Consider the following 25,801-nt stretch of genomic DNA (forward strand, 5'->3'; position numbering starts at 1 on the left):
ATTGGCGGTCGGTGTTCGGTTCCGGCATCCACGGCGGGGTGTCAGTGATTTTCCATGTCAGCACAGACTACCCACGTTGCACGAAGCATTGACAGGTCTGGGTGGCTAGCTTAGCACCCGCTCCCATGATGTGAAATGGTGCTCCATTTTTATGTCCGGATGATGCAATTTCATGGACCACTGTGGGTTACATTCCGACAGCCGGTTTCCACCAGTCGCCAGGAGGCCACGGTGGCCAGGGCGGCGAAGCCGGTGAGCAGCCACAGGCCGCGCCGGTAGTCCTCCGGGCCGTAGAGCGGCACCCCGGCGGCGGAGAGGCGGCCGTCCCAGCCCAGGTCCATGACCCAGCCGAACAGGGGCTGGAACAGGGCCGCCCCCAGGAAGAGCCCGGTGTTCACCAGGGCGATGGCCATGCCCGAGAGGGACGGCGTGGTCACCTCCTTGGCATGGGCGTAGGCCACCACGAAACTCCCCGCCGCCAGGCCCATGACCGTGAACAGGGCCAGGCCCGTGACCCCCGGGCCCCAGGGCAGAAAGAGCAGGGCCAGGCACATGGCCAGGTAGAGCAGGGCGCCCGCCTGCAGCACCGGACGGCGCCGGCCCAGGCGGTCGGAGACATGGCCCGCCAGCAGGCAGCCGGCGGCGAAGGCGACGGTGCCGGCGGTGGTGTAGAACGAGGCCTCTCCCCGGCTCAGTTCGTGCACGTCCCGCAGCAGGGGCACGGCCCACAGGCCCAGCATGCCGAACAGGCTGCCGGTGATGCCCAGATCATAGAAAAAGCCCGGCCACAGGCGGCGGTTGGCCAGCACCGCCTTCAGGTCCCGCAGCCAGTGCTGCTGCCGGGGGGCGTGGGGTGGCAGCCCCTCCATCTCCCGCACCGAGGGGAACCCCAGCTGTTCGGGGCGGTCCCGCACCAGCCACCAGGAGAGCAGGGCCAGGCCCATGGCCGCGCCCCCCAGGACGACGAACAGGCTGCGCCAGTCCACCCACAGCAGCATCAGGGCCAGGGGGCCTGTGGCGGCGATGGCGCCGACATTGCCCAGCAGCAGGGTGAGGCCGCTGATGGTGCCGTAGCGCCGCTCGCTGAACCATACGGTGTTGCTCTTCATCAGGCCGACGAAGACCACCGACACCCCCAGCCCCACAAGGAACCGCCCCAGGCTGGCGGCGGCCAGGTCGTCCGCCAGTCCGAACAGCACCGACCCCAGCCCCGCCACCAGGTTGCCCACGGTGACTGAAAGGCGCGATCCCAGGGTGTCCGCCAGTACCCCGGCGGGCATCTGCATGGCGGTGTAGATATAGAAATACATGGCCGAGAGGGACCCCAGGGCCGCGGCGCTGGTGCCAAAGGCCGCTGCCAGCTCACCGGAGACCACCCCGGGGGCGAAGCGGTGGAAGAAGACCAGCATGTAGGCGGCCACCAGTACGGCGTAGATGGTCCAGCGGATGCGCACGAAGCGCCGGGTGTCCAGGGTGGGCATGGGGGGGTCCTTTTGCGATGCAAGCGGTGGGCATGGTACCCGGGTCCGCCCCTCCGGGACCATGGGTCTGCCCCCTGCGTGGAACGAGGGTGTAGAATCCTGCCATGCCATTGACCGGAAAACACATCCTGCTGGGGGTCTCCGCGGGGATCTCCATTTACAAGAGTTGCGATCTGGTGCGCCGTCTCATGGACGCCGGTGCCCGGGTGCGGGTGGTGATGACCCCCCGGGCGGCGGAGTTTGTGGCGCCCCTCACCTTTCAGGCCCTGTCGGGCCATCCCGTGCGCCTGTCCGCCTTCGATGCCGGGGCCGAGGCGGGCATGGATCATATCGAACTGGCCCGCTGGGCCGATTGCGTGCTGGTGGCCCCGGCCACGGCGGATCTCATGGCCCGCCTGGCCCAGGGCATGGCCGACGATCTGCTCACCACCCTCTGCCTGGCCACCGAGGCCCCGGTATATCTGGCCCCGGCCATGAACCGGGCCATGTGGGCCCATGCCGCCACCCGGGCCAACGCGGAATGTCTCGCGGCCCGCGGGGTGCGCCTGTTCGGTCCCGCCTCGGGGGGGCAGGCCTGCGGTGAGGAGGGGGCGGGACGCATGCTGGAGCCGGGGGAACTGGTGGCCGCATTGCGGGAGAGGTTCACGGAAGGTCCTTTGGCGGGGCGGCGGGTCCTGATCACCGCCGGTCCCACCCGGGAGCCGGTGGACCCGGTACGGTTCGTGGGCAACCGCAGCTCCGGACGCATGGGCTATGCCGTGGCCGCTGCCGCCGCCGAGGCCGGGGCCCGGGTGTGCCTGGTGAGCGGTCCGGTGGCCCTGCCATCGCCGCCGGGGGTGGAGCGGGTGGCCGTGGAGACCGCCCTGGAGATGCACGCGGCGGTGATGGAACGGGTGGCTCAGGCGGAGATCTTCATCGCCACGGCGGCGGTGGCGGACTACCGGGTGGCGGAGCCCGCCCGGGAGAAGATCAAGAAGCGGGCCGATACCCTGGAGCTGCGCCTGGTGCGCAACCCGGACATCCTGGCGGAGGTGGCGGCCCGGCCGGACGCCCCCTTTACCGTGGGTTTCGCCGCGGAGACCGGGGACCTGGAGCAGCACGCCCGGGGCAAGCTGGAGGCCAAGGGGCTGGATATGATCGCCGCCAACGATGTCTCTGCGGGGCAGGGCTTCGATGCCGGGGACAACGCCCTGGAGGTGCTGTGGCCCGGCGGTGGTACCAGCCTGGGGCGTCAGTCCAAGACGGCCCTGGCCCGGGCGCTGGTGGCGCTGGTGGCCCGGCGTCTTGGGGCGGCCCGGGGGGACGATGTGGCCTGATGCGGCCGTCTCCGGGGGCACCGGATCCTTTTCCCATTTCGAGAGCGTACATGCAGACCATCGATATCCGTATCCTGGACCCCCGGGTGGGTCGTGAATTCCCGTTGCCGGAGCCGGCCACCGCCGGTTCCGCGGGGGTGGACCTGCGGGCCTGCCTGGAGGGTCCCCTGGAGTTGCAGCCGGGGCAGGCGGAACTGATCCCCACCGGCATTGCCATGCACATCGCCGATCCGGGGCTGACGGCCATGGTGCTGCCCCGGTCCGGGTTGGGGCATCGTCAGGGGATCGTGCTGGGCAATCTGGTGGGTCTGATCGACTCCGATTACCAGGGCCCGTTGATGGTCTCCTGCTGGAATCGGGGGGTGCAGCCGGTGGTGGTGGAACCGGGGGAGCGCATCGCCCAGATGGTGGTGGTGCCGGTGGTGCAACCCCGGTTCCGGGTGGTGGATGATTTCGAGGGGAGCGAGCGTGGTGAAGGGGGGTTTGGTTCTTCCGGGCGCCTCTGAGGAGGCGGTTCCCCGGTGGCGTATTCGAGACCTTTTGTGGGGGTGCTTGTGGGGCCGCCGGGGGGCGGGTCGCCCTGCGGCGGGACGCCGTGCATACCTCCCTGTAGGCTTGCGCGCCGCCTCCCTGCGGCGCACACCCGCCTCCGGGCGACCCGCCCCCCGACGGCGGGGCTGCGGTGGGGCCCTCCCTGCAGTCCTGCACGCCGTTTCCCCGGGGTGTACACCCGCCTCCGGGCGACCCGCCCCCCGACGGCGGGGCTGCGGTGGGGCCCTCCCTGCAGTCCTGCACGCCGTTTCCCCGGGGTGTACACCCGTCTCCGGGCGGCCCGCCCCCCGGCGGCTGGGCTGCGGTGAGTCCCTCCCTGCAGTCCTGTGCGCCGTTTCCCCGGGGTGTACACCCGCCTCCGGGCGACCCGCCCCCCGACGGCGGGGCTGTGGTGGGTTCCTTCCGGCAGGCCTGCACGCCGTTTCCCCGGCGCGTGTACCTGCCTCCGGGCGGGTCCTGGGGAGGCGGGGGGGATGACCGGTCCTTTCCGGGTGCCCGCTTCCCTGTTCCGGGCCTACGACATCCGTGGTGAGGTGGGGCCGGATGGTCTGGATGCCGCCGCCGCCGGGGCCGTGGGGCGGGCCTTCGGGGCAAAGGCCCGGGAGCGGGGGATCGTGGAGGTGGTCGTGGGGCGGGACGGGCGCCTGTCCAGTCCGGAGCTGGAGGCGGCCCTGATCGATGGCCTGACGGCCTGCGGGCTGCGGGTGCTGACCCTGGGTTGCGTACCCACCCCGGTGACCTGGTATGCCGCCCTGGAGCGGGCGGGGGGCAACGGGGTCATGGTCACCGGCAGCCACAACCCGCCGCAGTACAACGGGTTCAAGCTCATGCTGGCGGGGCGCACCCTGCACCGGGATACGGTGCAGGGGCTGCGCCGGCGCATCGAATCGGGCCCCCTGCCCACCGCCCCCGGCGGCGGGGTTGCCCCCCTGGAGGTGGTGCCGGGGTATCTGCAGCGGCTGTGCGGCGATATCCGCCTGGCGCGGCCCCTGTCGGTGGTGGTGGATTGCGGCAACGGGGCCGCCTCGGTGCTGGCGCCGGTCCTCTTCGAGCGTCTGGGATGCCGTGTGACCCCCCTGTTCTGCCATGTGGATGGTCGTTTCCCCCATCACCATCCGGATCCGGCCTGCCCGGAGAACCTGGAGGATCTGGCGGCGAAGGTGCGGTCGGTGGGGGCGGATCTGGGGCTGGCCTTCGACGGTGACGGGGACCGGCTCGGGGTGGTGGACGGGGAGGGCCGCATCCACTGGCCCGACCGCCTCATGATGTGTTTCGCCCGGGATGTCCTGGCCCGTCATCCCGGGGCCACGGTGGTGTTTGATGTAAAATCCTCCCGTCACCTGGGCGGGGAGGTGGCGAGACTGGGGGGGCACCCCGTGATGGGCTGCACCGGCCATTCCCTGCTCAAGGCCCGCATGGAGGCCACCGGGGCCCTGCTGGCGGGGGAGATGAGCGGCCATGTCTTCTTCCGCGACCGCTGGCTGGGGGTGGACGATGCCCTCTATGCCGGGGCGCGGCTGCTGGAGTGGCTGTCGCGGCAGGGATGTCCGCCGGCGCGGGTCTTCGATACCCTGCCCCGTTCCTGCCACACGCCGGAGATCCTGGTGCGGCCCGCCGGCGGCGAGGTGGCCCGGGATGCCCTCATGCAGCGGCTCCTGGCGGCACCCGATCCGGAGGGCGGTCGGGTCCTGCGCCTGGACGGTCTGCGGGTGGAGTTCGCCGACGGCTGGGGGCTGGTGCGGGCCTCCAACACCACCCCCTGCCTGACCCTGCGCTTCGAGGCGGATACCCCCGAGGCCCTGGCCCGCGTCCAGGCCCTGTTCCGGGCCCGGTTGCAGGCCCTGGACCCGGCGCTGGCGCTGCCTTTCTGAGACCGTTTGCTACAACCTGCTGATCCACCGGAGACCGATCCCCATGTCCGAACCCACCGCCATGGAACACACCAGCGCGCACACCATCGCCCGGGTGCTGACCGAGGCGTTGCCCTATATCCAGCGGTTCTCCCGCAAGACCCTGGTGATCAAGTACGGCGGCAATGCCATGGTGGACGAGGAGCTCAAGCGCGGCTTCGCCCGGGACATCGTGCTGCTCAAGCAGGTGGGCATGAACCCGGTGGTGGTGCACGGCGGTGGCCCCCAGATCGGCCGCATGCTGGATCAGCTGGGCAAGGAGTCCCGTTTCGTGGACGGCCTGCGGGTGACGGACCGGGAGACCATGGATGTGGTGCAGATGGTGCTTGGGGGGCTGGTGAACAAGGAGATCGTCAACCTCATCAACCAGTTCGGCGGGCGCGCCGTGGGGCTCACGGGTAAGGACGGGGGCTTGATCCGGGCGCGGCGGCTGCATCACCGCCGGGCGGGAACCGAGGACCCGGAGGCCTCGGAGATCATCGATCTGGGACACGTGGGGGAGGTGGCCTCCATCGACCCGGCGGTGGTGCACATGCTGGATTCGGGGGACTTCATCCCGGTGATCGCCCCCGTGGGCGTGGGCGAGGACGGGGCCGCCTACAACATCAACGCCGACCTGGTGGCCGGCAAGATGGCCTCGGTGCTCAATGCGGAGAAACTGATCCTGCTCACCAACACCGCCGGGGTGCTGGATGACGCGGGCAATCTGCTCACCGGCCTCTCGGCCCGGCAGGTGGACGAACTCATCGCCTCGGGGGTGATCCACGGCGGCATGATCCCCAAGATCCAGTGTGCCCTGGATGCGGTGAAGTCGGGGGTGCGCAATGCCCACATCATCGACGGCCGGGTAAGCCACGCGGTGATGCTGGAGCTGTTGACGGACAAGGGGGTGGGGACCCTCATCACCGGGTGAGGTGCAGCCCCGTTACGGGGTGTCCTCCTCCCGGGCGCGCAGGGTGCGCAGCCGTTCCAGGTCCCGCCGGAACCGCTGTTCGATCCGCTCCCGCTGCGCCCGTTTCTCCTCCAGGCGTGCCTGGTGGGCACGGATGCGCTCCTCCAGGGCCTCGGCCCGGGCCGTGTCCCCCCCGCTGCGCAGACGGTCCCGTTCCGCGCGCAGTTCCTCCAGCCGATCCTGCAGGAGGTCCAGCTCGGAGTCGATGAGGGCGAGGCGGTCATCCCGGGTATGGATCAGCTCCCGCTCCGAGCCGAAGCTCTGCAGCAGGATGCGGTCCGCCTCCGCCTGCCGGGCGGCCTTTTCCTCCGCCGCCCGGCGGCGGGCCTCCTCGGCGGCGCGGGCCTCCCGCTCCGCGGCGCTGGGGGGCGCCTCCTGGCGTTCCCTCACCAGGCCGCGGCGGTCGATCACCTCACGGTCGAAGCGGGTCACCCCGGAGGGCGGGGTGTCGCTCATATGCACCTGCCCGTCCTCATCCACCCAGCGGTAGATCTCCCCGCAGGCAACCGCCGGGAGGAGGGCTGCAAGGATCAGCAGCAGGATGCGCGGGGCATGGCGGTGTGTCGTGCCGGTGCGAGCGGGATGGATGGGCATGGCGGCCTCCTCGGGCACGGGTTGGTCCGTCGTCTGGATCATGGTTCCGCTTCCCGCGGACCCCTTCCCGGCCCTGCGCGCCCCGGGCGGCGTTCAGCCCACCCCGTATTCCCGGCGGTAGGCCTCCACCGCGGCGCGGTGTTCCTCCATGTCCGGGAGTTCGTGCAGGAAGGCCTCCAGGTCCGTCAGGGTGGCGATGGCGTGTACGCCCACCCCCAGGTCCCGTTCCGCCTCCTGGATGGCCGAGAGGGCCCCCTGTCCCCGTTCCTGCCGGTCCAGGGCGATGAGCACCCCCGCGGGTTCCGCGCCGGCGGCGCGGATCAGGTCCACCGACTCGCGGATGGCGGTGCCGGCGGTGATGACGTCGTCCACGATGAGCACGCGCCCCTGCAGCGGGGCCCCCACCAGGTTGCCCCCCTCGCCGTGGTCCTTGGCCTCCTTGCGGTTGAAGCAGTAGGGGTAGTCCCGGTCATGCTCCCGGGCCAGGGCCATGGCGGTGGCGGCCACCAGGGGGATGCCCTTGTAGGCGGGCCCGAAGAGGGTGTCCACCTGCATGCCGGAGTCCACCAGCGCACGGGCGTAGAAGGCCCCCAGGCGGGCCAGGTCCCTGCCGGTGCTGAACAGGCCGGCATTGAAGAAATAGGGACTCACCCGGCCGGATTTGAGGGTGAAGCGGCCAAAGCGCAGCACGCCGCGCTCCAGGCAGAATTGCAGGAATTCGGTGCGATAGGTGTTCATGGACGCGAAGTTACAAGGATGCGGCGCATGGGACAAGCGCTTGCGCGTCCGTCCGCGGGGCCATGTGGTAGGTTCGTCGGACCACTCCCATTATCCCCTCAAGGCCATGCGTATTGTCAATTTCAACGCCAACGGCATCCGCTCCGCCGCCCGCAAGGGCTTCTTCCAGTGGCTCGAGGCCCAGGGGGCGGACGTGGTCTGCATCCAGGAGACCAAGGCCCAGGTGCACCAGTTGGAGGACGAGATCTTCCATCCCCGGGGCTACCACTGCACCTACTTCGACGCACAGAAGAAGGGCTACAGCGGCGTGGCTTTGTATTGCCGGCAGGAACCGGACGCGGTGATCACGGGGCTGGGTTCGGAGGATTTCGATCCGGAGGCCCGTTACCTGGAGGCCCGTTTCGGCGGACTCTCCGTGGCCTCGGTCTACGTGCCCTCCGGCTCCTCCGGGGAGCTCCGCCAGGCGGCCAAGTACCGCTTCCTGGACCGGTTCATGGAACACCTGCGCCAGGCCCGGGCCAGCGGCCGGGAGTACGTCCTCTGCGGGGACTGGAACATCGCCCATCGCCCCATCGACCTGCGCAACTGGCGCAGCAATCAGAAGCATTCCGGGTTCCTGCCGGAGGAACGGGCCTGGCTGGATACCCTCTTCGACGAGGTGGGCTGGGTGGATGCCTTCCGCCGCCTGGTGCAGGCGCCGGAGGAGTACACCTGGTGGTCCCACCGGGGGCAGGCCTGGTCGAAAAACGTGGGATGGCGTCTAGACTATCAAGTGACCACCCCGGGGATGGCGCAGCGGGCCCGGACGGCCTTCGTGCACCGCGCGGACCGCTTTTCCGACCATGCCCCGGTGGTCATGGACTACGACGTTCCGGGGGGGGTGAGCCGGCCGCGGGGGGCTGGCAGCGCGGGGCACAATTCGCCTTAACTGTTGGACCTGTGTTAAGTTTTTGCGTTCACGGAGGATGCTGCCCCATCTCCCGGGGCGGGCCGTTGCCGGCCGGGAAGGGATTCCGGGGCAACGGCCAGGGGCCGTTTTCAGGCCCCCACGGGAGGGAGATGACGTCTCGATGAGGACCGGGGGCGGCGGTATCCCGCCCCCGTAGCCGCCCATACTCGGAGGACCCATGGCCGATCCCAACAAAGCGACGCCGGGGAAGCGACCCCGGATGCAGGTCAATCCGCCGGTCTTCATCGCATCGGCCGCGCTGATCCTGGTGCTGGTGATCTTCGCTGCCGCCTTCACCGATTTCGCCGGTACCGTATTCCAGGCCACCCAGTCCTGGATCGCGGACACCATGGGCTGGTTCTACGTCCTCTCGGTGGCGGGCTTCGTGGTCTTCATGATCGCCCTCGCCGTATCCTCCTACGGCAGCATCAAGCTGGGGCCCGATCACAGCCATCCCGACTACAGTTACCTCTCCTGGTTCGCCATGCTCTTCTCCGCCGGCATGGGCATCGGGCTCATGTTCTTCGGCGTGGCCGAGCCGGTGATGCACTACACTTCGCCCCCCACGGGGAACGGCGAGACCGTGGAGGCGGCGCGTCAGGCCATGAGCATCACCTTCTTCCACTGGGGGGTGCACGCCTGGGCCATCTATGCCGTGGTGGCCGCCTCCCTGGCCTATTTTGCCTTCCGTCACGGTCTGCCCCTGACGGTGCGCTCGGCCCTCTATCCCCTGCTGGGGGACCGCATCCATGGGGGGATCGGCCACACGGTGGACACCTTCGCCGTGCTGGGCACCCTCTTCGGCGTGGCCACCTCCCTGGGTCTTGGGGCGACACAGATCAACTCCGGTCTGAACTATCTCTTCGATGTCCCCAACGTGGTCTCGGTCCAGGTGGTGCTCATCGCCGTCATCACCGTCATGGCCACGGTCTCCGTGGTGCTGGGCCTGGACGGGGGCATCCGCCGGCTCTCGGAACTGAACATCCTGCTGGCGGTGGGTCTGCTGACCTTCGTGCTCATCTTCGGGCCCACGGTCTACCTGCTGCAGACGGTGGTGCAGAACACGGGGAACTACATCTCCAATCTGTTCAGCATGACCTTTAATCTCTATGCCTACGAACCCACGGACTGGATCGGGGGCTGGACGTTGTTCTACTGGGGCTGGTGGATCGCCTGGGCCCCCTTCGTGGGCATGTTCATCGCCCGGGTCTCCCGGGGGCGCACCCTGCGGGAGTTCACCTTCGGCGTGCTGTTCGTGCCGGTGGGCTTCACCATCATGTGGATGACCTTCTTCGGCAACACCGCGCTGCACATGATCATGGAGCAGGGGATCACGCAGCTGGCGGACGCGGTGGCCGCGGACACCTCGGTGGCCATCTTCCAGTTCTTCGAACAGATGCCCCTGTCCAGCATCACCGCCGTCGTGGCCACGCTCCTGGTGGTGACCTTCTTCGTCACCTCCTCCGACTCGGGATCCCTGGTGGTGGACATCCTCACCTCCGGCGGCCGCGAGGACTCCCCCACCTGGCAGCGCATCTTCTGGGCCCTGCTGGAGGGGGTGGTGGCCGCCGTGCTGCTCATCGCCGGTGGCCTCTCGGCCCTGCAGACGGCCACCATCGCCAGCGCCCTGCCGTTCACCATCATCATGATCTTCATGGCCTGGGGGCTGCTCCGGGCGCTGCGTCTGGATCACCTCAAGAAGGTGACCCTGCTGGAGTCCCGGGTATCCCCGGTGACGCCCCATGCCCCGGTCTCCTGGCAGCGGCGGCTGCGCTCCATCGTGCACCAGCCCAAGCGCAATGAGGTGATGCGCTTCATCCAGGAGACGGTCAAGCCCGCCCTGGCCGCCGTGGCCGAGGAACTGCGCAAGCAGAAGCTGGATGCCCAGGTGGGGGAGGGTGAGGACGGCCGCTGCTGGGTGGAGGTGCGCCACGGTGAGGAGATCAACTTCTTCTATTCCGTGCGTCCCCGGGCCTACGAGCCGCCCAGCTTCGTCCTGCGGGACACCGGCGCCCGGCGCGCCGAAACCCTGAAGTATTTCCGTGCCGAGGTGCACCTGGGCGAGGGCGGCCAGGACTACGACGTCATGGGCTGGAGTCAGGAGGCCCTGATCAACGACGTGCTCGAGCACTACGAACGGCACATGCACTTCCTCGACGCCGTGCGTTGAGCGTGCGATGAAACGAAGGTGCCGCGGCGGGCCCGGCCCGCCGCGGTGTGGACCATCACCCATACGGGGCCGCAAAGGCCCGGGCAGGACAGAACTTGCAACCGAAAATCCAGGTCAAGAATGTCACCAAGATCTTCGGGGACCATCCCGAGCAGGCCTTCGAGCTCCTGGAACAGGGGCTGGGCCGCAAGGAGATCCAGCAGCGCACGGGACAGACCGTGGGCATCCACGACGTGAACTTCGATGTGGACCAGGGGGAGATCCTGGTGGTGATGGGGCTCAGCGGCTGTGGCAAGTCCACCCTCATCCGCTGCCTCAACCGGCTCATCGAACCCTCCGGCGGTCAGGTGCTGATCGATGGCGAGGATATCCTCCAGTTGAGTCAGAAGGACCTGCTGGAGCGGCGCCGGCGCAAGTTCGGCATGGTCTTCCAGAACTTCGCCCTGTTCCCCCACCGCAGCATCGTGGACAACACCGCCTTCGGCCTGGAGATCCGGGGCACCACCCGGGATGAGCGCCACGGGAAGGCCCTGGAGGCCCTGAAGCTGGTGGGTCTGGATGGCTGGGAGAACGCCTATCCCTCGCAGCTTTCCGGCGGCATGCAGCAGCGCGTGGGGCTGGCCCGGGCCCTGGCGGCGGACCCGGACATCCTGCTCATGGACGAGGCCTTCAGCGCCCTGGACCCCCTCATCCGCCGCGACATGCAGAACGAACTCCTGAACCTGCAGGCGCGGATGAAGAAGACCATCGTCTTCATCACCCACGACCTGGACGAGGCCCTGCGCCTGGGGGACCGGATTGTGCTCATGAAGGATGGCTACGTGGTGCAGATCGGCTCCCCCGAGGAGATCCTCAGTTCCCCCGCCAGCCGCTATGTGGAGCGCTTCGTGGAGGACGTGGACAAGACCCAGGTGCTCACCGCCGGGGCCATCATGCGCGACGCCCCGGTGCTGGCCTCCCCCAAGGACGGCCCCCGCACCGCCCTGCGGCGCATGGAGCAGGAGAGCTTCTACTGCTCCTTCGTGGTGCAGCGGGACGGCACCCTGGAGGGCTATATCTGGGCCGATGACGCCGCCGAGGCCATCAAGCGCAAGGAAAAGACCATCGAGGGCCTGATCCAGCGGGACCATCAGCCGGTGAAGCCCGACGAGCCCATCAGCACGCTGATCCAGATGCTGGCGGACACCCGCATCCCCGTGCCGGTGGTGGACGACCAGGGCCGGCTCGTGGGCACCGTCGTCAAGAGCAATGTCCTGGCCGCCCTGGCCGATAATCAGCCGGACCGGGAGGGGCAGGAGGATGACACCGCCGACGGAGAAGGCGGCGGGGACGAAAAGGCGCCGGCGGAATCCGCCGCCCCCGCCCCCTGAGCCCACGGCCATGCGGCGGCGTGCGTCTTTGGCCCGTGGCCGGGACGGGCGCCGTAACCCATCGATACCAGTGCGGATGAACCTACCATGAGTCAGGATTTTCCCTTCGTCGGCAAGTTTCCCCTGTCCGACTACATCGACGCCGGCCTGGACTGGATGACCCAGGCCTTCTCCGGGGTCACCCGGGGCATCAGCACCGTCCTTGGCGGCGGCGTGGAGACCGTGGTGGCGGTCCTCAGCTTTCCGCCCCCCTGGGTGGTCATTCTCCTCATCGCGGCCCTGGCCTGGTGGATTGCCGGGCGGCGCGTGGGCATCGGCACCGCCGTGGGGCTTTTGTTCCTGTGGAACCTGCAACTCTGGGATGCCACCATCGAGACCCTCACCCTGGTGCTCTTCGCCACCGCGGTGGCGGTGATCCTGGCCCTGCCCCTGGGGATCCTGGGCGGGCTCTCCGACGGGTTCAAACGGCTCATCATGCCCATCCTGGACCTGATGCAGACCATGCCCGCCTTCGTCTACCTGATCCCCGCCATTCCCTTCTTCGGCCTCGGGCAGGTCTCGGCCATGTTTGCCACGGTGATCTTCTCCATGCCCCCGGCCATCCGTCTCACCATCCTGGGCATCCGCCAGGTGCCCGGCGAACTGGTGGAGGCCTCCGACGCCTTCGGGGCCAACTGGTGGCAGAAGCTCTTCAAGGTCCAGCTGCCCCTGGCGGTGCCCACCATCATGGCGGGCATCAACCAGACCATCATGCTGGCCCTGTCCATGGTGGTGATCGCCGCCATGATCGGTGCCGGTGGCCTGGGCAGCGAGGTCTGGCGCGCCATCCAGCGTCTGCAGCCGGGGGATGGCTTCGAGGCGGGGATCGCCATCGTGATCCTGGCCATGATCCTCGACCGCGTCACCCAGCGGATCGGGCAGCAACGCAAGCAGCAGTGACACCCTCAACCCAGAAGGGAGAGAGACCCATGAAAAGACGAATGAACACGACCCTGAGCCGGCTCACCGGGATGTGCATGGCCCTGGCCGTGGCCTGTGTGCCTGCGGGCGCCCTGGCCGCCGACAAGGGCCGCATCGAACTGCCCTATGTGGAATGGTCCAGTGAGGTGGCCAGCACCAACGTGATCCGCGTGGTGCTGGAAGAGGCGGGCTACGACGTGCGCCTCACCTCCGTCAGCGCCGCTGCCATGTGGCAGTCCGTGGCCACTGGCGACCAGGACGCCTTCGTAGCCGCCTGGCTGCCCACCACCCACGGCCACTACCTGGAGCGTGTGCAGGAAGATGTGCAGGATCTGGGTGCGAACCTGGAGGGGACCCGTATCGGCCTGGTGGTGCCCGAATACGTGGATATCGACTCCATCGATGAGCTCCAGGAGCATGCCGACCGCTTCGGCAACCAGATCATCGGCATCGACCCCGGCGCCGGCATCATGAGCACCACGGAGAAGGCCATCGAGGAATACGGCATGGACGACATGCGGCTGGTGGAAGGCTCCGGCGCCACCATGACCAGCGTCCTGTCCAACGCCATCCGCACGAAGGACTGGGTGGTGGTCACCGGCTGGACCCCCCACTGGAAGTTCGCCCGCTGGGACCTGAAGTACCTGGAGGACCCCAAGGGCATCTACGGCAGTGAGGAGACCATCCACACCATCGTGCGCAAGGGCCTGAAGGAAGACATGCCCGAGGCCTATGCCATCCTGGACAACTTCCACTGGACCCCGGAGCAGATGGCCGAGGTGATGGTGATGAACCAGGAGGGCGGCGATCCCTACGAGAACGCCCAGCGCTGGGTCGAGGAGAACCGCGACCTGGTGGAGACCTGGCTCCCCTGAGCCTGTCCGGCGGTCCTTCCCTGAGCGGGTAGGGCCGCCCGGCCGTGGCCTTCGGCCGCGGCCATGAAGGACAGTCCGAGGACAGGGACGGTGTCCGTTTGCAGCAAGCCCAAGAACCCGGGACCCGGCGCCGCGGGGCCACGCCAAGGCCTTCGCGGTGCCTTCCCGTTCCGCAACCCATCCATTCAGGACAAGAAAACATGAACCGCAAGACCTTGATCGCCTCCGCCGTCGGCGCCGCCCTGGCGCTGCCGGCCACCGCCCTGGCCCAGGGCGTCAACTTCGACTTCTACGGCTCCGCCCGCGTGCAGGTGGAGTCCGTCAGCCCTGACAAGGACGAGGTGCTGGATTCCTACACCGGCGTGCGCGACGCCTACTCCCGCATCGGCTTCAACGCCGACTACGCCCTCACCGACGGCCTCACCCTCATCGGCAAGCTGGAACTGCCCATGGATCTGGCCAACAAGAAGATCCAGGATCCCTGGGATCAGGACGTGGGCGAAGAAGATGGTCAGAGCCGTGACGTGCGCGTGGCCAAGATCGGCGTGCAGGGGGATATCGGGACCCTCACCGTGGGGCAGATGTGGATGCCCTACTACAACGCCATCGCCTACCCGGTGGACATGTTCAGCACCTACTACAGTGGCTTCGCCACGCAGACCGTGTTCCGTCGCCAGGACACCATCGCCTACTACAGCCCGGACATGAACGGCTTCTCCGTGGGCTTTGCCTGGAGCGCGGATAACGGTGCGGAGGATGGCAATGGCGATGAGGACGACCGCCTGCAGCTCACCGGTTCCTACAGCTTCGGCGACACCACCCTGGCCGTGGGTATGGATGAGCTGGGTGGTCAACATGATGAACAGAGCATCGGCCTGTCCGCCCGGCACACCATGGGCGATCTGTACCTGGGGGCCAAGTACGAACGTTATTACAATGATGCTCCGGATGCAGATGCTTCCTTCTTTAAGGATGGGGACACCGCCATGAACCTCTACGCCGGTTACACCCTGGGCAAGAACACCTTCAAGGTGATGCTGGCGGATGTGGATACCTACGGCGAGAACATCTATCACCTGGGCTATGACTACCAGATGACCTCCGACCTGAAGCTCTTCGCCGAGTACTACTCCGAGGAGGAGACCGCCGCCATCACCACCGAACGGGGTGGCCTGGAGGAAACGGCCTGGGCTGCCGACGGCGGCCAGGTCTTCGCCGCCGGGGTGCGCTACGACTTCTGATCAAAGCCGCATCCGGCATGCGTCCCGCCCTCCCCTGGGGGCGGGCGCAGCACCAGGGGGCCTGCGGGCCCCCTTCTCGTTTCGGGGCCGCCGTCCCGGGGCCGCCTTTACCCCCATCCCCCCTTTCACTATCCTGTGAGGTTCGCGTTCCCGCCCCCACAGGCAATCCCGCATCATGGCCCACATCCTCGGCATCGGCGTCGCCACGCTGGACATCATCAACATCGTCGACCACTATCCGGCCGAGGATGAGGAGATGCGCGCCCTGGAGCAGCGGGTCTGCCCGGGCGGCAACACCGCCAACACCCTCCACGTCCTGCGCCAGCTGGGCCACCGCTGCGACCTGGCGGCCACCCTGGCGGATGAGCCGGACGGGGACCGCCTGCAGAGCCTGCTGGCGGACCGGGGCATCGGCGTGGATACCTGCCGCCGCCGGGCCGGGCGCACCCCCACCTCCTATATCACCCTGAACGCCGCCAGCGGCTCGCGCACCATCGTCCACCATCGGGACCTGCCGGAACTGGATGCCGGCCACGTGGCCCGGCTCCCCCTGGACCGCTACCAGTGGGTGCACCTGCAGGCCCGGGATCCGCACACCACCAGCCGCATGCTCCAGACCCTGCGCCAGCACACCGGGCAGTGCCCCATCTCCCTGGAGGTGGAGAAGGACCGGGAGGGGGTGGACATGCTCTTCGGCCAGCCGGAGGTGATCTTCTTCTCCCGGCCGTTTGTCCAGGGGCGGGGCTTCGACGACCCGGAACCCTTCCTGAAGGGGGTGCACAAGCGGGTCCCCGGGGCGGTGCTGGTGTGCACCTGGGGGGAGGCGGGGGCCTGGGTCTGGGCCAGCCGCGACGGCCTCTACCACGCCCCGGCCTGGACCCCGCCCCGGGTGGTGGACACCCTGGCGGCGGGGGATACCTTCAACGCCGGCTTCATCCATGCCCTGGTGGGCGGGGGCAGCGTCCCCGACGCCCTGGCGGCCGCCACCCGCCTGGCGGGGCACAAGGTGGGAAGGCAAGGCCTGGACGGTCTGAACGCCTCCCTCCTGGAGCCGGAGCCCGAGGGCTGAGGCGACCCCCGCTCCGGGCGCCCAGGGTGCGGCGGCGGCCGCACCGGCAACGGGCTACACTGTGACAACATCCCCCTGATCCACCGGACATCATGCGTTTCCAGGCAGAATATGACGTCATCGTCGTCGGCGGCGGCCACGCCGGCACTGAAGCGGCCCTGGCGGCCGCCCGCATGGGCTGCGCCACGCTGCTCATCACCCACAACATCGACACCCTGGGCCAGATGAGCTGCAACCCGGCCATCGGCGGCATCGGCAAGGGCCACCTGGTGCGGGAGATCGACGCCCTGGGGGGCCTCATGGCCCGGGCCGCGGACCGCGCCGGCATCCAGTTCCGCACCCTCAACAGCCGCAAGGGGCCGGCGGTGCGGGCCACCCGCGCCCAGGCGGACCGGGGCCTGTACAGGGCGGTGGTGCGCCACGCCCTGGAGAACCAGCCGGGGCTGCAGCTGTTCCAGCAGGCGGTGGACGATCTGGTGGTGGAGGGGGAGCGGGTCACCGGCGTGGTCACCCAGGGGGGGCTGCGCTTCGGCGCCCCCGCCGTGATCCTCACCGTGGGCACCTTCCTCGGCGGCCGCATCCACATCGGCGAGGTCCATTACGAGGGCGGGCGCGCCGGTGATCCCCCCGCCAACGCCCTGGCACGGCGCCTCAGGGCCCTGCCCCTGCGGGTGGAGCGGCTCAAGACCGGCACCCCGCCGCGCATCGACGCCCGCAGCATCGATTTCAGCCGCCTCAAGCCGCAACCGGGGGATACCCCGCCGCCGGTGTTCTCCTTCATGGGGCAGGTGGCGGATCACCCCCGCCAGGTGGACTGCCATATCGCCTGGACGGGGCCGCGCACCCTGGAGATCATCCGCGAGAACCTGCACCGCTCCCCCATGTACAGCGGCGTCATCGAGAGCGTGGGGCCGCGCTACTGCCCGTCCATCGAGGACAAGGTGGTGCGCTTCGCCGACAAGGACCGCCACCAGATCTTTATCGAACCGGAGGGGCTGGACACCCACGAGGTCTACCCCAACGGCATCTCCACCAGCCTGGCCTTCGAGGTCCAGGTGGCCCTGGTGCGCTCCATCGAGGGCTTCGAGCGGGCCCATATCACCCGCCCGGGCTATGCCATCGAATACGACTTCCTCGATCCCCGGGACCTGCACCCGGGGCTGGAGAGCCGGGCCCTGCAGGGGCTGTTCCTGGCGGGGCAGATCAACGGCACCACCGGCTACGAGGAGGCCGCCGCCCAGGGCCTGCTGGCGGGGGTCAACGCCGCCCGGCGGGTACGCGACCTGCCCCCCTGGTGCCCCCGCCGGGACGAGGCCTACATGGGCGTGATGGTCGACGATCTCATCACCCGCGGCACCCGCGAGCCCTACCGCATGTTCACCAGCCGCGCGGAATACCGGCTGCTGCTGCGGGAGGACAACGCCGACCTGCGCCTCACCCCGGTCGGCCGGGAACTGGGGCTGGTGGACGATGCCCGCTGGGCCGCCTTCGAGGCGCGGCGGGAGGCCATCGCCCGGGAGAACCGCCGCCTGCAGCAGACCTGCCTGAAACCGGAGGCAGTGGCCGCGGATGCCGCCTCGAGGCTGTTCGGCGGCCCCCTGGCCCGGGAGTACACCCTGCAGGAGCTGCTGCGCCGTCCCGGGGTGGGGTACGCGGATCTCATGCAGATCCCCGGTGCCGGGCCGGGGGTGGAGGACCCCGGCGTGGCCGGGCAGGTGGAGATCCAGGCCAAGTATGCCGGCTACATCCAGCGCCAGCGGGACGAGGTGGAACGCAGCCGCCGCCTGGAGGAGACCCCCCTGCCGGCGGATCTGGACTACACCGCCGTCTCCGGCCTCTCCCACGAGGTGCGCCAGAAGCTGGCGCAGCACCGGCCCCACACGGTGGGTCAGGCCGGGCGCATCCCCGGGGTCACCCCGGCGGCGGTGTCCCTGCTGCTGGTGCACCTGAAAAAACGCGACGCGGACGTAAAGCGCAGTGCCTGACACCCGACCCCCCCAATCCCCCGCATCCTCCCTGCCGCATGCCCGCCGCGCCGAGGACCGGCTGCTGGAGGGGCTCGATGCCCTGGGCCTGGATGCGGCCCTGGCGCCGCCACTGATGGCCTATCTGGGTCTGCTGCTGCGCTGGAACCGGGCCTACAACCTCACCGCCGTGCGCGATCCCGTGGACATGGTGACCCTGCACCTGCTGGACAGCCTGGCGGTGCTGCCCCATGTTCAGGGCCCGCGGCTGCTGGATGTGGGCAGCGGCGCCGGACTGCCCGGCATCCCCCTGGCCATCGCCCGGCCGGAGCTTCGCATCACCCTTCTGGACGCCGTGGCCAAGAAGGTGCGCTTCCTGCGTCAGGCGGCCCTGGAGCTGGGTCTGGGGCACCTGGAGCCGGTGCACGCCCGGGTGGAAACCTATCCTGGGCAGCAGGGCTTTGATACAGTCATCAGCCGCGCCTTTGCCGCCACCGGTACCTTCGTGCGCCTGGCTGGCCCCCTGTGCGCCCCCGGTGGCCGTCTGCTGGCCATGAAGGGCCGCGACGCGGACGACGATGCGGCGGCCCTGCCCGCCGGATGGGGCGTGGCCGCCACCCATCCGCTCCGGGTACCCGGCCTCCCGGCCGCGCGTCACCTGGTGGAGATCAGAACGTTATGAGCAAGACCCCGGTCCGAATCATCGCCGTTGCCAATCAGAAGGGGGGCGTGGGCAAGACCACCACCAGCATCAATCTGGCCGCCTCCCTGGCCGCCACCCGCCGGCGCATCCTGCTGGTGGACCTGGACCCCCAGGGCAACGCCACCATGGGCAGCGGCGTGGATAAATACGATCTGGAACGCAGTGCCTGCGATGTCCTCATGAAGCGCTGTGCGGCCCCCGAGGCCGTGCTGCAGCCCGAGTCCGTGGGCTATGCGCTGTTGCCCGCCAACGCGGATCTCACCGTGGCCGAGGTGAACCTGATGACCGCCCTGCGCCGGGAGTACCGGTTGCAGGAGGCCCTGGCCCCCATCCGCGACGAGTACGACTACATCCTCATCGACTGCCCGCCGTCGCTGAACATGCTCACGGTCAACGCCCTGGTGGCCGCCGGCGGCGTCATCATCCCCATGCAGTGCGAGTATTACGCCCTGGAAGGGCTGTCGGCCCTGGTGCAGACCATCGACAGCATCCGCGAATCGGTGAACGGGGAGCTGGAGATCCATGGCCTCCTGCGTACCATGTTCGATCCGCGCAACAACCTCTCCACCCAGGTCTCCGAGCAGCTCACGCAGCACTTCGGCGACCGGGTCTACCGCACCGTCATCCCCCGCAACATCCGGCTGGCGGAGGCCCCGAGCCATGGCCTGCCGGTGATCCTGTATGATAAGACCTCCCGCGGCGCCCTGGCCTACCTGGCCCTGGCCGGCGAGATCCTCCGCCGCGAGGGCCGCCTGGCCGCCCACGAGGAGATCCCGGGCGTCGCCTGAACCAACAGGGCTGTTCCATCATGGCAAGAAGAAAGACGGGACTGGGCCGCGGGCTGGACGTGCTGCTGTCCAGCGCCGGCCAGGCCGGTCCCGAGAACGACGATCCCTCCCACCTGCGCCAGGTGCCCGTGGAGCATATCCGCCGCGGCCGCTACCAGCCGCGGGTGAACCTGCGTCCCGAGGCCCTGGAGGAGCTGGCCGCCTCCATCCGCGCCCAGGGGGTGGTGCAGCCCGTGGTGGTGCGGCCGGTGGAGGAGGGCTTCGAGCTGGTGGCCGGGGAGCGGCGCTGGCGCGCCGCGCAGATGGCCGGCCTGCAGGAGATCCCGGCGGTGGTGCGGGACATCCCCGATCAGGCCGCGGCGGCCATGGCCCTGATCGAGAACATCCAGCGGGAGGACCTCAACCCCCTGGAGGAATCCTCCGCCCTGCAGCGGCTCATCCGCGAATTCGGCATGACCCACCAGCAGGTGGCCGAATCCGTGGGCCGTTCCCGCACCGGAGTCACCAACCTGCTGCGCCTGCAGGACCTGGAGGAAGGGGTCAAGACCCTGGTGGAGGAGGGCGGCCTGGAGATGGGCCATGCCCGCACCCTGCTGGGGCTGACCGGCCCCGCCCAGGTGGAGGCGGCGCGTCGCGTTGTGGACAAGGGGCTGTCGGTGCGCGAGACCGAACGCCTGGTGCAGTCCATGCTGCAGGAGACCCCCGCCGCGGAACAGAACGCCCAGCGCCCCCGTAATCCGGACGTGGAGCGCCTGGAATCGGAGCTCTCCGACCGCCTCGGGGCCCCGGTGGACATCCGCTACGATACCCGGGGCCGGGGCCGGCTGGTGATCCGCTACAACAGCCTGGACGAGCTGGACGGCATCCTCGGCCACATCCGCTGACGCCTGACGGCGGGGCTTGACGGGCCGTCATTTCCCCGTACGTTATCGGGAATTTGCATTGACCCCCCAGGGGTGGGCTCTTATAATGCCGCGCTGCTATCCACGGTGCGCGGTCAGTAGGGTGCGCCGGCACAAACAGTGGGGCCGCCGATCATCGATAGGACAGAACATCCCCTCGCCCAGGCGAGGCTCTGGAACCGGGCCACGAAGACAGTGCTCGGCCTGCAGGCCGGGGTGGTCCTGGGAGGGTTCATCCTGGGGGCGCTCATCGGGGGGGCTGGTACGGCCTGGGCCGCCGCGACGGGCGGGATCATCAGCCTGGTCGCCACGGCCTGGTTTGCGCTGCGCGTCTTCCCCAGCCGGAAGCGGGGGCGCCCGGCCAAGGCCATGATGAGAGGGTTCTACGTGGGGGAGGTGCAGAAGATCCTCCTGACGGTGGCCCTGTTTGTGATCGCAATCGCCTGGCTGAGGCTGGAGTTCCTGCCCATGTTCCTCACCTACATGGCCGGGCTCATGGCCTTCTGGCTGGCCCTGCTGCCGGTGATGGCCGGTGCCAACGAGTAAGAGCGAGCGAACACCATGTCAACGGAATACGCGTCTGCTGGGGACTACATCAAGCACCACCTGGGGCATCTGACCCTGGGGAACCCCGACTCCTTCTGGGCCCTCCACCTGGACACCATGTTCTTCTCCCTGGCCACCGGTGGGCTGTTTTTGTACCTCTTCTATCAGGTGGCCCAGACCGCCACCAGCGGCGTGCCCGGCAGGCTGCAGAACGCGGTGGAGATGATCGTCGGCTTCGTCGACCAGCAGGTGAAGGACACCTTCCACGGACGCAGCAACCTCATCGCCCCCCTGGCGCTGACCCTGTTCGTGTGGATCTTCATCATGAACAGCCTCAAGCTGCTGCCCTATGATCTGATCCCCTATCTGGCCCAGTTCCTGGGCATGGACCACATGCGGATCAATCCCACGTCGGACATCAATGCCACCTTCGGCATGTCCATCGCCGTGTTCTTCCTCATCATCTACTACAGCTTCAAGGTCAAGGGAGGGGTCGGCTTCGCCAAGGAGATGCTGCTGCAGCCCTTTGGCAAGTGGTTCATGCCCTTCAACCTGATTCTCAAGGTGGTGGAGGAGATCGCCCGCCCCGTGTCGCTCTCCCTGCGACTGTTCGGCAACATGTACGCCGGCGGCCTGATCTTCACCCTCATCGCCCTGCTGCCCTGGTATCTGCAGTGGACCCTGGGCCTGCCCTGGTCCCTGTTCAAGCTGCTGATCATCACCCTGCAGGCCTTCATCTTCATGGTGCTGACCATCGTCTACCTGAGTCTGGCCCACGAGGATCACTGATGAATCCCCCGCCCGGGACATTGGTCCCGGGCATGGACCTTTTTGCCTGTTGTTTCCCTTGTAATCCCTGTCTTTGACTATCTGGAGGAAGTTATGGAACTCGCCATCGCTAACGTTCAGGGCATGACCGCCATCGCCGTGGGTCTGATTCTGGGTCTGGGTGCGCTGGGCACCGCCATCGGCTTCGGCCTGCTGGGTGGCCGCTTCCTGGAAGGCGCCGCGCGTCAGCCCGAGATGGTGCCCATGCTGCAGGTGAAGATGTTCATCGTCGCCGGTCTGCTGGACGCCGTGACCATGATCGGCGTGGGTCTGGCCCTGTTCTTCACCTTTGCGAACCCCTTCCTGGGTGCGGTGACCGGTTAAAGCGCAGGGGCCTGGAGCCCGCGCCATTCACCCGATTCAACCGTCACTAGGGGAGGTAGCAACGTGAATATCAATCTCACGCTGCTCGGTCAGATGATCACCTTCGCCGGGTTGGTGTGGGTCACCATGAAATATGTGTGGCCCCCCATCATGAAGGCGATGGAGGAGCGTCAGAAGCAGATCGCTGACGGTCTGGCGGCCGCCGAGCGCGGCAAGCATGAACAGCAGCTTGCCGAGGAGAAGGCCAAGAAGGTGCTGCAGGAGGCCAAGCAGCAGGCGGCCGATATCGTGGCCAACGCGCAGAAGCGGGCCAACGAGATCGTGGAATCCTCCAAGGATACCGCGCGGCAGGAGAGCGAGCGGATCAAGGCATCCGCCCAGGCGGAGATCGAGCAGGACGCCGCCCGCGCCCGGGAGGAACTGCGCAAGCAGGTGGGCCGTCTGGCCGTCTCCGGCGCCGAGCGCATCCTGAAAAAGGAGATCGACGCCAAGTCCCACAATCAGGTGATCGACGACCTGGTGAGCCAGATCTAGGTGCGCGGCCATGTCTGAACAAACCACGGCTGCAAGACCCTACGCCAAGGCGGTGTTCGAGGTCGCAAGGGAGGCCGGCAAGCTGGCCGACTGGTCCGAACGGCTGGCATTCATGTCGGCGGTGGCCCGGGACCCGGACATGCGCGGGTTTCTCGACAACCCCCGGATCACCCGTGAGGCCCGGGCCCAGGCCTTCATCGAGGTCTGCGAGGGGCACATCGACGACCACGGCCGCAACATCCTGCGCCTGCTGGCGGAGAACGGGCGCCTCGCCCTGCTGCCCGAGATCGCCGTCCTCTTCGAGGAGATGAAGGCCGAGGCGGAGAAGCGGGTGGAGGCCCGGGTGGTCACCGCCCGGGATCTGGACGCCAAGCAGAAGGAAGGCATCGCCAGGGCGCTGAAGAAGCGTCTCGGCTGCGAGGTGGAGCTCACCTGTGAGGTGGACGACAGCCTCATCGGCGGCGCCGTCATCCGCGCGGGCGATCTGGTCATCGATGGCTCGGTCCGAGGGCGCCTGGGGCGCCTGGCCAGCAGTCTGAGCCGCTAAGAGGATTCGAGCTAAGAGGATTCCGAACTATGCAACTCAACCCGTCTGAAATCAGTGAGCTGATCAGTCAGCGCATCAAGAGCTACGAGCCGGCCGCCGAGACGCGCACCGAGGGCACCGTGGTCAGCCTGTCCGACGGCATCGTGCGCCTGCACGGGCTGGAGGACGTCATGCAGGGGGAGATGATCGAGTTCCCCGGTGACACCTATGGCCTGGCCCTGAACCTGGAGCGGGACTCGGTGGGCGCCGTGATCCTGGGTGACTACAAGCACATCAAGGAAGGCGATACGGTCAAGTGCACCGGCCGCATCCTGGAGGTGCCCGTGGGCGAGGCCCTGCTGGGCCGCGTGGTCAACTCCCTGGGCATGGCCCTGGACGGCAAGGGCAACATCGACGGCGACGGCACCGCCCCCATCGAGAAGATCGCCCCCGGCGTGATCGACCGCCAGTCCGTGGACCAGCCCGTGCAGACCGGCCTCAAGGCGGTGGACGCCATGGTCCCCGTGGGCCGGGGTCAGCGTGAGCTGATCATCGGCGACCGCCAGACCGGCAAGACCGCCCTGGCCGTGGACGCCATCATCAACCAGAAGGGCACCGGCGTGAAGTGCATCTACGTGGCGGTGGGGCAGAAGGCCTCCTCTGTCGCCAACGTGGTGCGCAAGCTGGAAGAGCACGGCGCCATGGAGCACACCATCGTCGTCGCCGCCACCGCCGCCGAATCCGCCGCCATGCAGTACATCGCCCCCTACGCCGGCTGCGCCATGGGCGAGTACTTCCGCGACCGCGGCCAGGACGCCCTGATCGTCTACGACGACCTCACCAAGCAGGCCTGGGCCTATCGTCAGGTGTCCCTGCTGCTGCGCCGTCCGCCGGGCCGCGAGGCGTATCCGGGGGACATCTTCTACCTGCACTCGCGTCTGCTGGAACGGGCCTCCCGGGTCAACGCCGACTACGTGGAGCAGTTCACCGGCGGCAAGGTGAAGGGCCAGACCGGGTCCCTGACGGCCCTGCCCATCATCGAGACCCAGGCCGGTGACGTGTCCGCCTTCGTGCCCACCAACGTGATCTCCATCACCGACGGGCAGATCTTCCTGGAGACCGACCTGTTCAACTCGGGCATCCGTCCGGCCATCAATGCCGGTCTGTCGGTGTCCCGCGTGGGGGGGTCGGCCCAGACCAAGATCATCAAGAAGCTGGGGGGCGGCGTGCGCCTGGCCCTGGCCCAGTACCGGGAACTGGCCGCCTTCTCCCAGTTCGCCTCCGATCTGGACGAGGCCACCCGCCGGCAGCTGGAGCGTGGGCAGCGCGTCATGGAGCTCATGAAGCAGAAGCAGTACGCCCCGCTGTCCATCGGCGAGATGGCCTTCTCCCTCTTCGCCGCCGAGGAGGGCTACCTGGACGACGTCGAGGTGAAGAAGGTGGTGGACTTCGAGACCGCCCTGCACGACTACCTGCGCTCCAGCCAGCGGGAACTGCTGGACAAGATCAACGAAACCGGCAATTACGGGGACGACATCAAGTCCGGCATGAAGGCCGCCCTGGACGACTTCAAGGCAAACCACAGCTGGTAATCGGGGGCTGAGTTATGGCAGGCGCAAAAGAGATCCGCGGCCAGATCAAGAGTATCAAGAATACTCAGAAGATCACCAAGGCCATGGAGATGGTGGCCGCCAGCAAGATGCGCAAGGCGCAGGACCGCATGCTGGAGACCCGCCCCTATGCCGAGAAGATCCGGCAGGTGATCGGGCACGTGGCGATGGCCAACGCCGAGTACCGTCATCCCTACCTGATCGAGCGGGAGGCGCATCGGGTGGGGATCATCGTCATCTCCACCGACCGCGGCCTGTGCGGGGGGTTGAACGTCAACCTCTTCAAGAAGACCGTGCAGACCATGAAGGAATGGCAGGCGCAGGGCGCGGAGATCGATTTGTGCCTCGTGGGCAGCAAGGCCCGGCAGTTCTTCCGCCGCATGGGCGGGAACGTGGTGGCCAATGTGGACAACCTGGGGGACAAGCCGCGCCTGAGCGATCTCATCGGTCCCATCAAGGCCATGCTCAGCGCCTACGACGAAGGCCATATCGACCGGCTGATCCTGGTGGAGAACGAGTTCGTCAACACCATGACCCAGCGCCCCCGGGTCACCAAGCTGCTGCCCGTGGAGCCCTCCGAGGAACCCTCGCTGGAGCATCACTGGGACTACATCTATGAGCCGGACACGGCGCCCGTGCTGGACACGCTGCTGACCCGCTACATCGAGTCGGTGGTCTATCAGGCCGTCGTCGAGAACGTGGCCTGCGAGATGGCCGCCCGGATGGTGGCCATGAAGTCCGCCTCCGACAATGCGGGCAACCTCATCGACGAACTGCAGCTCGTGTACAACAAGGCGCGCCAGGCCGCGATCACCCAGGAGATCTCCGAGATCGTCAGCGGCGCCGCGGCGGTCTGAGGCCGGCCCGGTTCAAGATTTCGAGACTAGAGGATTATCAAC

25 protein-coding genes are annotated in these 25,801 nt (G+C 68.2%); 22 read left to right on the plus strand and 3 right to left on the minus strand.

All coding sequences use genetic code 11. The annotated features are described in order from the left end of the window. Window positions 1-170 precede the first annotated feature (170 nt). Window positions 171-1,481, minus strand: coding sequence for an MFS transporter (locus CKO33_RS06025; RefSeq protein ID WP_200180298.1), 1,311 nt, complete (start codon window positions 1,479-1,481; stop codon window positions 171-173). 104 nt (window positions 1,482-1,585) lie between these two features. Between CKO33_RS06025 and coaBC the strand changes: the two genes are divergently transcribed. The 4 genes from coaBC to argB all read left to right on the plus strand — a co-directional run bounded on the left by coaBC (window position 1,586) and on the right by argB (window position 6,172). After that, window positions 1,586-2,797, plus strand: coding sequence for a bifunctional phosphopantothenoylcysteine decarboxylase/phosphopantothenate--cysteine ligase CoaBC (gene coaBC / locus CKO33_RS06030; RefSeq protein WP_200180299.1), 1,212 nt, complete (start codon window positions 1,586-1,588; stop codon window positions 2,795-2,797). 50 nt (window positions 2,798-2,847) lie between these two features. Next, the gene (dut, locus tag CKO33_RS06035; RefSeq protein WP_200180300.1) at window positions 2,848-3,303 is read left to right on the plus strand and encodes a dUTP diphosphatase; all 456 of its coding nucleotides are present in this window, start codon (window positions 2,848-2,850) and stop codon (window positions 3,301-3,303) included. A gap of 519 nt (window positions 3,304-3,822) precedes the next feature. Beyond that, entirely contained in the window at window positions 3,823-5,220 is a 1,398-nt protein-coding gene (locus CKO33_RS06040) for a phosphomannomutase/phosphoglucomutase (protein ID WP_200180301.1), read from the plus strand. Between the two features lie 61 nt (window positions 5,221-5,281). Next, window positions 5,282-6,172: an acetylglutamate kinase gene (gene argB, locus CKO33_RS06045; RefSeq protein ID WP_200180396.1), complete on the plus strand. Its 891-nt coding sequence runs from the start codon at window positions 5,282-5,284 to the stop codon at window positions 6,170-6,172. Window positions 6,173-6,184: 12 nt separating this feature from the next. Here the strand turns inward: argB and CKO33_RS06050 are convergent, their stop codons facing one another. Together CKO33_RS06050 and pyrE are read right to left on the minus strand one after the other, a co-directional pair. After that, window positions 6,185-6,847, minus strand: a complete 663-nt coding sequence (locus CKO33_RS06050; RefSeq protein ID WP_242472498.1) for a DUF4124 domain-containing protein — start codon at window positions 6,845-6,847, stop codon at window positions 6,185-6,187. A 51-nt stretch (window positions 6,848-6,898) separates the two neighbouring features. Further along, window positions 6,899-7,543 (minus strand): orotate phosphoribosyltransferase, encoded by a 645-nt coding sequence (pyrE, locus tag CKO33_RS06055; RefSeq protein WP_200180302.1) that lies wholly within the window; start codon window positions 7,541-7,543, stop codon window positions 6,899-6,901. Window positions 7,544-7,649: 106 nt separating this feature from the next. Between pyrE and CKO33_RS06060 the strand changes: the two genes are divergently transcribed. The 18 genes from CKO33_RS06060 to atpG all read left to right on the plus strand — a co-directional run bounded on the left by CKO33_RS06060 (window position 7,650) and on the right by atpG (window position 25,759). Continuing rightward, window positions 7,650-8,471, plus strand: coding sequence for an exodeoxyribonuclease III (locus CKO33_RS06060; protein ID WP_200180400.1), 822 nt, complete (start codon window positions 7,650-7,652; stop codon window positions 8,469-8,471). A gap of 241 nt (window positions 8,472-8,712) precedes the next feature. Further along, complete coding sequence (locus tag CKO33_RS06065; protein ID WP_338081739.1) at window positions 8,713-10,662, plus strand: BCCT family transporter; 1,950 nt, start codon at window positions 8,713-8,715, stop codon at window positions 10,660-10,662. A gap of 95 nt (window positions 10,663-10,757) precedes the next feature. Continuing rightward, entirely contained in the window at window positions 10,758-12,032 is a 1,275-nt protein-coding gene (locus CKO33_RS06070) for a quaternary amine ABC transporter ATP-binding protein (RefSeq protein WP_200180304.1), read from the plus strand. An 87-nt stretch (window positions 12,033-12,119) separates the two neighbouring features. After that, window positions 12,120-12,971, plus strand: coding sequence for an ABC transporter permease (locus CKO33_RS06075; RefSeq protein ID WP_200180306.1), 852 nt, complete (start codon window positions 12,120-12,122; stop codon window positions 12,969-12,971). Between the two features lie 29 nt (window positions 12,972-13,000). Then, window positions 13,001-13,867 (plus strand): glycine betaine ABC transporter substrate-binding protein, encoded by an 867-nt coding sequence (locus CKO33_RS06080; protein ID WP_439099425.1) that lies wholly within the window; start codon window positions 13,001-13,003, stop codon window positions 13,865-13,867. A 200-nt stretch (window positions 13,868-14,067) separates the two neighbouring features. Beyond that, window positions 14,068-15,108 carry a porin gene (locus tag CKO33_RS06085; protein WP_200180308.1) on the plus strand — a complete coding sequence of 347 codons (1,041 nt, stop codon included), beginning with the start codon at window positions 14,068-14,070 and terminating at the stop codon, window positions 15,106-15,108. Window positions 15,109-15,283: 175 nt separating this feature from the next. Further along, on the plus strand, window positions 15,284-16,177 hold the full coding sequence (locus CKO33_RS06090) for a PfkB family carbohydrate kinase (protein ID WP_200180310.1): 894 nt from the start codon (window positions 15,284-15,286) through the stop codon (window positions 16,175-16,177). A 92-nt stretch (window positions 16,178-16,269) separates the two neighbouring features. Continuing rightward, window positions 16,270-18,162, plus strand: coding sequence for a tRNA uridine-5-carboxymethylaminomethyl(34) synthesis enzyme MnmG (gene mnmG, locus CKO33_RS06095; protein ID WP_200180311.1), 1,893 nt, complete (start codon window positions 16,270-16,272; stop codon window positions 18,160-18,162). Further along, complete coding sequence (gene rsmG, locus CKO33_RS06100) at window positions 18,155-18,823, plus strand: 16S rRNA (guanine(527)-N(7))-methyltransferase RsmG (protein ID WP_338081740.1); 669 nt, start codon at window positions 18,155-18,157, stop codon at window positions 18,821-18,823. Before mnmG ends, rsmG begins: the two co-directional genes overlap by 8 nt. Further along, window positions 18,820-19,632, plus strand: a complete 813-nt coding sequence (locus tag CKO33_RS06105; RefSeq protein ID WP_200180313.1) for a ParA family protein — start codon at window positions 18,820-18,822, stop codon at window positions 19,630-19,632. Before rsmG ends, CKO33_RS06105 begins: the two co-directional genes overlap by 4 nt. A gap of 20 nt (window positions 19,633-19,652) precedes the next feature. Next, window positions 19,653-20,516: a ParB/RepB/Spo0J family partition protein gene (locus CKO33_RS06110; protein ID WP_200180315.1), complete on the plus strand. Its 864-nt coding sequence runs from the start codon at window positions 19,653-19,655 to the stop codon at window positions 20,514-20,516. 213 nt (window positions 20,517-20,729) lie between these two features. Next, window positions 20,730-21,080 (plus strand): ATP synthase subunit I, encoded by a 351-nt coding sequence (locus CKO33_RS06115; protein ID WP_338081741.1) that lies wholly within the window; start codon window positions 20,730-20,732, stop codon window positions 21,078-21,080. Window positions 21,081-21,095: 15 nt separating this feature from the next. Further along, window positions 21,096-21,869 carry a F0F1 ATP synthase subunit A gene (gene atpB / locus CKO33_RS06120; protein ID WP_200180316.1) on the plus strand — a complete coding sequence of 258 codons (774 nt, stop codon included), beginning with the start codon at window positions 21,096-21,098 and terminating at the stop codon, window positions 21,867-21,869. Between the two features lie 93 nt (window positions 21,870-21,962). Further along, the gene (atpE, locus tag CKO33_RS06125) at window positions 21,963-22,232 is read left to right on the plus strand and encodes a F0F1 ATP synthase subunit C (RefSeq protein ID WP_025283074.1); all 270 of its coding nucleotides are present in this window, start codon (window positions 21,963-21,965) and stop codon (window positions 22,230-22,232) included. A gap of 63 nt (window positions 22,233-22,295) precedes the next feature. After that, window positions 22,296-22,766 carry a F0F1 ATP synthase subunit B gene (locus CKO33_RS06130; protein ID WP_090486568.1) on the plus strand — a complete coding sequence of 157 codons (471 nt, stop codon included), beginning with the start codon at window positions 22,296-22,298 and terminating at the stop codon, window positions 22,764-22,766. 10 nt (window positions 22,767-22,776) lie between these two features. Continuing rightward, the gene (locus CKO33_RS06135; protein ID WP_200180318.1) at window positions 22,777-23,313 is read left to right on the plus strand and encodes a F0F1 ATP synthase subunit delta; all 537 of its coding nucleotides are present in this window, start codon (window positions 22,777-22,779) and stop codon (window positions 23,311-23,313) included. Window positions 23,314-23,342: 29 nt separating this feature from the next. Further along, window positions 23,343-24,884 carry a F0F1 ATP synthase subunit alpha gene (gene atpA, locus CKO33_RS06140; protein WP_200180320.1) on the plus strand — a complete coding sequence of 514 codons (1,542 nt, stop codon included), beginning with the start codon at window positions 23,343-23,345 and terminating at the stop codon, window positions 24,882-24,884. 14 nt (window positions 24,885-24,898) lie between these two features. Next, window positions 24,899-25,759, plus strand: a complete 861-nt coding sequence (gene atpG, locus CKO33_RS06145) for a F0F1 ATP synthase subunit gamma (RefSeq protein WP_200180322.1) — start codon at window positions 24,899-24,901, stop codon at window positions 25,757-25,759. The last annotated feature ends 42 nt before the right edge of the window (window positions 25,760-25,801 follow it).

Source organism: Ectothiorhodospira mobilis (genome assembly GCF_016584115.1).
Classification (GTDB): domain Bacteria; phylum Pseudomonadota; class Gammaproteobacteria; order Ectothiorhodospirales; family Ectothiorhodospiraceae; genus Ectothiorhodospira; species Ectothiorhodospira mobilis.

Bases quoted from the DNA above. Each gene is read 5' to 3' on its own strand.
- CKO33_RS06080 (WP_439099425.1), top strand. From the start codon at position 13,001: ATGAAAAGACGAATGAACACGACCCTGAGCCGGCTCACCGGGATGTGC.
- CKO33_RS06025 (WP_200180298.1), bottom strand. From the start codon at position 1,481: ATGCCCACCCTGGACACCCGGCGCTTCGTGCGCATCCGCTGGACCATC.
- CKO33_RS06065 (WP_338081739.1), top strand. From the start codon at position 8,713: ATGCAGGTCAATCCGCCGGTCTTCATCGCATCGGCCGCGCTGATCCTG.
- CKO33_RS06135 (WP_200180318.1), top strand. From the start codon at position 22,777: ATGTCTGAACAAACCACGGCTGCAAGACCCTACGCCAAGGCGGTGTTC.
- mnmG (WP_200180311.1), top strand. From the start codon at position 16,270: ATGCGTTTCCAGGCAGAATATGACGTCATCGTCGTCGGCGGCGGCCAC.
- CKO33_RS06040 (WP_200180301.1), top strand. From the start codon at position 3,823: ATGACCGGTCCTTTCCGGGTGCCCGCTTCCCTGTTCCGGGCCTACGAC.
- argB (WP_200180396.1), top strand. From the start codon at position 5,282: ATGGAACACACCAGCGCGCACACCATCGCCCGGGTGCTGACCGAGGCG.
- atpE (WP_025283074.1), top strand. From the start codon at position 21,963: ATGGAACTCGCCATCGCTAACGTTCAGGGCATGACCGCCATCGCCGTG.
- atpA (WP_200180320.1), top strand. From the start codon at position 23,343: ATGCAACTCAACCCGTCTGAAATCAGTGAGCTGATCAGTCAGCGCATC.
- CKO33_RS06075 (WP_200180306.1), top strand. From the start codon at position 12,120: ATGAGTCAGGATTTTCCCTTCGTCGGCAAGTTTCCCCTGTCCGACTAC.
- dut (WP_200180300.1), top strand. From the start codon at position 2,848: ATGCAGACCATCGATATCCGTATCCTGGACCCCCGGGTGGGTCGTGAA.
- atpG (WP_200180322.1), top strand. From the start codon at position 24,899: ATGGCAGGCGCAAAAGAGATCCGCGGCCAGATCAAGAGTATCAAGAAT.
- CKO33_RS06105 (WP_200180313.1), top strand. From the start codon at position 18,820: ATGAGCAAGACCCCGGTCCGAATCATCGCCGTTGCCAATCAGAAGGGG.
- atpB (WP_200180316.1), top strand. From the start codon at position 21,096: ATGTCAACGGAATACGCGTCTGCTGGGGACTACATCAAGCACCACCTG.
- CKO33_RS06050 (WP_242472498.1), bottom strand. From the start codon at position 6,847: ATGATCCAGACGACGGACCAACCCGTGCCCGAGGAGGCCGCCATGCCC.
- CKO33_RS06110 (WP_200180315.1), top strand. From the start codon at position 19,653: ATGGCAAGAAGAAAGACGGGACTGGGCCGCGGGCTGGACGTGCTGCTG.
- CKO33_RS06085 (WP_200180308.1), top strand. From the start codon at position 14,068: ATGAACCGCAAGACCTTGATCGCCTCCGCCGTCGGCGCCGCCCTGGCG.
- CKO33_RS06060 (WP_200180400.1), top strand. From the start codon at position 7,650: ATGCGTATTGTCAATTTCAACGCCAACGGCATCCGCTCCGCCGCCCGC.
- pyrE (WP_200180302.1), bottom strand. From the start codon at position 7,543: ATGAACACCTATCGCACCGAATTCCTGCAATTCTGCCTGGAGCGCGGC.
- CKO33_RS06090 (WP_200180310.1), top strand. From the start codon at position 15,284: ATGGCCCACATCCTCGGCATCGGCGTCGCCACGCTGGACATCATCAAC.
- coaBC (WP_200180299.1), top strand. From the start codon at position 1,586: ATGCCATTGACCGGAAAACACATCCTGCTGGGGGTCTCCGCGGGGATC.